Consider the following 4,936-nt stretch of genomic DNA (forward strand, 5'->3'; position numbering starts at 1 on the left):
CGCCAGCGCGGCCGAGGAGCGCACCGGCGCCTCGGTCGTGCCGCGCGAACCGCGCTCACGGGCGACGAGCTCGCGCACGGCAGGAGCGATCTCCTCGCCGAACGTCTGGAGCAGGCGCGGGTCATCGCCGGCCAGGATGAACGTGCCGATGCCGTCCTCGAGCGCGAGGCGAGCCAGGCGCTCCGCGAACTCGTGCGGGTCAGCGGCGAGCTGACCGACGTTGAGCAGTCGACGGATCTCGCGCGGGTCGCGGCTCACCGAGGTCGCCGCCTCGTCGATCGCGGCGTTGCCCTCGGCGAGATCGCCCGGCTTCATGTAGCCCAGCGACGGCAGCCAGCCGTCGCCCTTGCGTCCGGTGAGCGAGAGCATGCGCGGCTTGTACGCGCCGATCCAGATCGGAATGTCGTGAGCCGGTCGCGGCCCTCGCTTCGCGCCGTGCACGCGGTGGTGGCGGCCCTCGGTGAAGACGCCGCGCCGCTCGTCGGTGCGCCACAGCTCGCGGATGAGGTCGATGGCCTCCTCGAGCGCGGTCACCGCCTGGCCGGGCGTGAGGCGCGTGCCGCCCATCGCCTCGATCGCGTCCCAGAACCCGCCGGCGCCGAGGGCGAGATCGAACCGCCCGCCCGAGAGCAGGTCGAGGCTCGCCGCGCTGCGCGCGACGACCGCGGGCGGCCGCAGCGGCACGTTGAGCACGTTGGGGGCGATGCGGATGCTGTCGGTCCTGGCCGCGATGAACGACATGAGCGTCCACGTGTCGAGGAACGCGGGTTGGTACGGATGGTCCTGGAACGTGACGAGGTCGAGCCCCGATGCCTCGGCGACCTGCGACAGCAGGACGGGCGCGTCGGGGGCGGCAGCGGACGGGGTGATGAACGCGCCGAACTCGAGCGCGTGGCCGTAATCCATGTGATCCTCCGACCACCAGAACCCACGGCATCCGCGATTCATTCCGCCGCATGGGCCTGCGCCTGCGGCTATGGGATCGGGAACACCACCGTCGCCCCCGACGGCACGACGGAGGTCACGATGCGCGTGTCGAACGTCGCCAGCATCGCGTCGTTGGACGCCGCGAGGTGCAGCAGGTACGTGTCGGTCACCTGGGAGCTCGCGAGCAGCCGCTCGGTGTGGACCGAGCTGTCGAGGAGGCTCACCGAATCGGGGAGGAACGCGTGGTCCTCACGTGCCGAGAGGCTCGCCAGGCTCGCGAGCACCACCGGCGCAGGCTGTGTGTTCGGGTACGTCGGGTGGCTGACCACGCGCACCACGCCGTTCTGCACGGTCGGGCTCGTGTGCCAAGGAGCGCCGCCCCGTGACGCGAACCACCGGTGGGCCCGGTCGTGGTTGACGTGCAGCGGATCGATGAGCGCGATGACGGCGTTGACGTCGAGCAGGTGGCGCGTCAAAGTTCGTCTCGCAGCGCGTTGACGTCGTCGATCTCTGCGCTTGCGGCGCTTGCCGGGGCCGGCAGCAGCACGATGCCGTTGCGCGTGCCGCCGTACCGGCGCCGCTCGGTGAGGGTCGCCCGCGCGAGCTGCGACAGCGCCTCGCCGAGCGTGAGACCGCGGGCGTCCGCGAACTGCTTGGCCGCCGCCAGGACGTCGTCATCGATGGTCACCGTGGTGCGCATGCATCAAGCATCACGCATCACGCATCGGTGGTCAATGGGCGGTGCGCCAGCACTCTTCGACGTGGTCGTCGACCATTCCGGCCGACTGCATCAGCGCGTACATCGTGGTCGAGCCGACGAAGCGGAAGCCGCGCCCCCGCAGGGCCTTGCTCATGGCATCCGACTCGGGCGTGGTCGCCGGCACCTCGGCCAGCGAACGCGGGCGGCGAGGGGCGGCCGGGGCGAACGACCACATGAACTCGTCGAGTTCGCCCGGCGCCATGTCGGTGACGAGCCGGGCGTTCGAGATCGTCGCCAGGATCTTCGCGCGATTGCGGATGATCCCGGCATCCGTCATCAGGCGCTCGACGTCGGCATCGCCGAACTGCGCGACGGCCTCGGGTTCGAACCCCGCGAAGACCTCGCGGAACCGCGGCCGCTTGCGGAGGATCGTGATCCACGACAGGCCCGCCTGGAACCCCTCGAGGCTCATCTTCTCGAACAGGGCCCGGTCGCCGTGGAGGGGCGTTCCCCACTCCTCGTCGTGATAGCGCCGGTACTCGGGGTCGTCGCCGACCCACGCGCAGCGCGCGATCTCGTCGGGACCGATGCGGATGTCCGTGCTCACCGCGCCAGCCTAGGCCGGACGGCCGACACGCACTCGGTCGCCGGGACCGCCGGTCCACCGTGCCCTGTCAACCCCCTCCGACTCGCCGGAGCCGCGAACTACGGTGGCGGCATGACTGACCTGAGTGGAAAGAAGATCGCGTTCCTCGCGACGAATGGATACGAAGACAGCGAGCTGACCTCCCCCTGGCAGGCCGTCACCGAGGCGGGAGCCGCCGCGGTCATGGTCGCTCCCGAGTCCGGAGAGATCGAGGGCAAGAAGGGTCATCGTCAGCCGGTCGACCTGCGCGCCACGGATGCCGATGCCTCGGACTACGACGCTCTCGTGCTGCCCGGCGGTGTCGTCAACGCGGATCATCTGCGAATGGATGCCGATGCGGTGGCCTTCGGGCGCGCCTTCTTCGAGCAGCACAAGCCGGTCGGGGTGATCTGCCACGGCGGCTGGCTCCTCGTGGAGGCCGATGTGGTGTCGGGCCGGACGATGACGAGCTATCCGAGCCTGAAGACCGACCTCCGAAACGCCGGCGCCACGTGGGTCGACGAAGAGGTCGTCGTCGACAGCGGGCTCGTGTCGAGCCGGACGCCGGACGACCTCCCGGCCTTCAACGCGAAGGTGGTCGAAGAGATCGGCGAGGGTGCGCATAGCGGGCAGACCGCCTGACCGCACGGTTCGAGCGGATCACGCCGGCGGTGACGAGGCGCTTACGAGCGCGTGAACATCGCAGCGAAGGATCGCCGAGTCGTCCACGGCTCTCCTAGCGTCGGATCGCGGGCATCTCCGAACCCGATCCAACACGACGACTGGGGAACACGCATGACATCTCGACGCACCTTCGGCTGGGCAGCCGCCGGCATCGCGGCGGCCGCACTCGTGGCCGCTCCGCTCCCCGCCCTCGCGGCAGAGGACGACGTGGCCGGCACCGGCACGCTCACGGTCACGCGCTTCGACGACCGCTACGCGGACGGCATCTTCGACCCGGCGCCCACGGCGCCGAACGGCGACAGGGACCGCAAGAACGAGAGCGCTCCGCGCGTGCTCGGGTCGGACGGCGTCTGGTACCACACCACGGCCGACGGCGCGGGCGACTTCGTCTTCGAGAACCTCCCGGTGGGCGAGGCGCAGGTGCACTTCGTGTACCCGAACAGCCCCGGGGGCGAGGTCTTCTTCGATGCGACCGGCGCCGCGAGAGCCGCCGATGTCGACCAGCTCCCCGTCGGCGACTTCCTCGGGTCGGCGACTGGGTACGCCACGGTCGGCGTCGACACGGACGGCGAGTTCCTGCTCGTCGGGATGACCGCACTGCGCCTGGTCGCAGAGGTGCGGTTCGCCGACGGCACCCCGGCCGAGGACCTCACGACCGTCGAGCTCGGCTCGCACAGCTCGTGGTTCCCCGCGACCGAGTACAACTTCGCCAGCGGCGCCGGCAAGTACGAGGCGTTCTGGCAGTACGGCTACGTTCGCCATCTTCCGGGAGACCTCGGTGTGCGGCTCAGCCCTCCGGCCGGCTATCGCGTCGCCTCGGTCACGGCCGAGAACTACCCGAGCGACGACGGCTCGGGCGCCATCGCGGTCACCGAGCGCGATGGCGCCTGGTGGTTCCCGTCGACCGCGGCGAACAATTACTTCTGGAATCCGACGTTCGTCGTCACGCTTGAGCAGCTGCCCGACACGACGCGACCCGTCGCGACCCTCGTCGCGCCGACGACCAGCGGCCCCTTCCAGACGCTGAACGTCCGGGTCGACGCGACCGACGATCGCGGCCTGCGCCGCATCGTCGCCAACATCTACGACAAGAGCAACAAGCTGGTCCGCAGCACGCAGTCGGCGGCCGACGGCGCCACACGTGCGTCGCACTCGGCGACAGTGGCGCTGCCTGACGGCAACTACACCGTGAAGTACAACGCCCAGGACCTCGCCGGCAACATCTCCAAGACGTTCACCGCGGCGTTCACGATCGACACCACGGCGCCGGCCGTGACCGTGAAGAACGGCAAGGCCTTCACGGTCGGCGCCGACGGCGCGTACGACCTCGTCAGCTTCAAGCTCCACGACACCGGCAAGATCGACAAGCTGACGCTCAACGGCGTCGTGAAGGACCTCAGCGACAACGCGTGGTCGGACCTCAACTTCGTCCGGCCCGGCCTGTTCGGCGCCGTCGCGGGCGAGAACTCCCTCCTCGTCTACGATGTGGCCGGCAACGTCCAGACGGTGACGTTCACGCTGAACTGACGCCCGTCCGCTGAGAGGCGCCCCTCCGCTGTTCGCGGGGAGGCGCCTCTCGTGCTTTGGACGGCGCGGCGTTCAGCATCCGGTCACCGGCTCGGTACCCGGATGCCTCCCGCGTCGCTTACCTTGGAATGTCGGGCCCGCAGCGGCCCGCGCAGCTGGGAGGAACCGCCGTGAAGATCGTCGCCTCGTCGGATTGGCGCGATGCCATCCCGTTCGACACGCTCGTGCTCGTCGCCGACATCGTGCCCGGAGACCCGACGCGCTGCTTCGCCTGTGGCACCGATTCCGAGCCGCGCCCGCGCACCGAGCTGTGGGCCTACAAGCACCGCCACCCGAAGAACCACGACGGGTACGTGCGGTTCTACTGCGCCGAACACCGGCCGGTCATCGAACGGCGGCCTGCGGCATCCGTCGCCCCCTCGCGCGGTGGCGCCCGCGCGGCGCGCCCGGCGCGCGAGCAGCGGCCGGCGAAG

Annotated in this window: 7 protein-coding genes; 3 read left to right on the top strand and 4 right to left on the bottom strand. The window is 70.2% G+C overall.

What is annotated here, in order from left to right; genetic code table 11:
* The 4 genes from EIO58_RS12450 to EIO58_RS12465 form a co-directional block, all read right to left on the bottom strand.
* A partial coding sequence (locus EIO58_RS12450; RefSeq protein WP_127819808.1) for an LLM class flavin-dependent oxidoreductase occupies positions 1–906 on the bottom strand: 906 nt, incomplete at its 3' end.
* A gap of 68 nt (positions 907–974) precedes the next feature.
* Positions 975–1,403, bottom strand: a complete 429-nt coding sequence (locus EIO58_RS12455; protein ID WP_127819809.1) for a PIN domain-containing protein — start codon at positions 1,401–1,403, stop codon at positions 975–977.
* Positions 1,400–1,627, bottom strand: a complete 228-nt coding sequence (locus EIO58_RS12460; protein ID WP_127819810.1) for a CopG family transcriptional regulator — start codon at positions 1,625–1,627, stop codon at positions 1,400–1,402. Before EIO58_RS12460 ends, EIO58_RS12455 begins: the two co-directional genes overlap by 4 nt.
* A 31-nt stretch (positions 1,628–1,658) precedes the next feature.
* A complete protein-coding gene (locus tag EIO58_RS12465) occupies positions 1,659–2,234 on the bottom strand; it encodes a DNA-3-methyladenine glycosylase I (protein WP_127819811.1) in 576 nt (191 codons plus the stop codon).
* Between the two features lie 111 nt (positions 2,235–2,345).
* Between EIO58_RS12465 and EIO58_RS12470 the strand changes: the two genes are divergently transcribed.
* The 3 genes from EIO58_RS12470 to EIO58_RS12480 all read left to right on the top strand — a co-directional run.
* On the top strand, positions 2,346–2,894 hold the full coding sequence (locus tag EIO58_RS12470) for a type 1 glutamine amidotransferase domain-containing protein (RefSeq protein ID WP_127819812.1): 549 nt from the start codon (positions 2,346–2,348) through the stop codon (positions 2,892–2,894).
* 153 nt (positions 2,895–3,047) lie between these two features.
* The gene (locus EIO58_RS19160) at positions 3,048–4,463 is read left to right on the top strand and encodes an Ig-like domain-containing protein (protein WP_205789250.1); all 1,416 of its coding nucleotides are present in this window, start codon (positions 3,048–3,050) and stop codon (positions 4,461–4,463) included.
* A 170-nt stretch (positions 4,464–4,633) separates the two neighbouring features.
* Positions 4,634–4,936 (top strand): glucose-6-phosphate dehydrogenase (locus EIO58_RS12480; RefSeq protein ID WP_205789251.1); only part of this gene is annotated, 303 nt, incomplete at its 3' end.

It is taken from the genome of Microbacterium sp. CPCC 204701 (genome assembly GCF_004010105.1).
Taxonomy (GTDB): Bacteria; Actinomycetota; Actinomycetes; order Actinomycetales; family Microbacteriaceae; genus Microbacterium.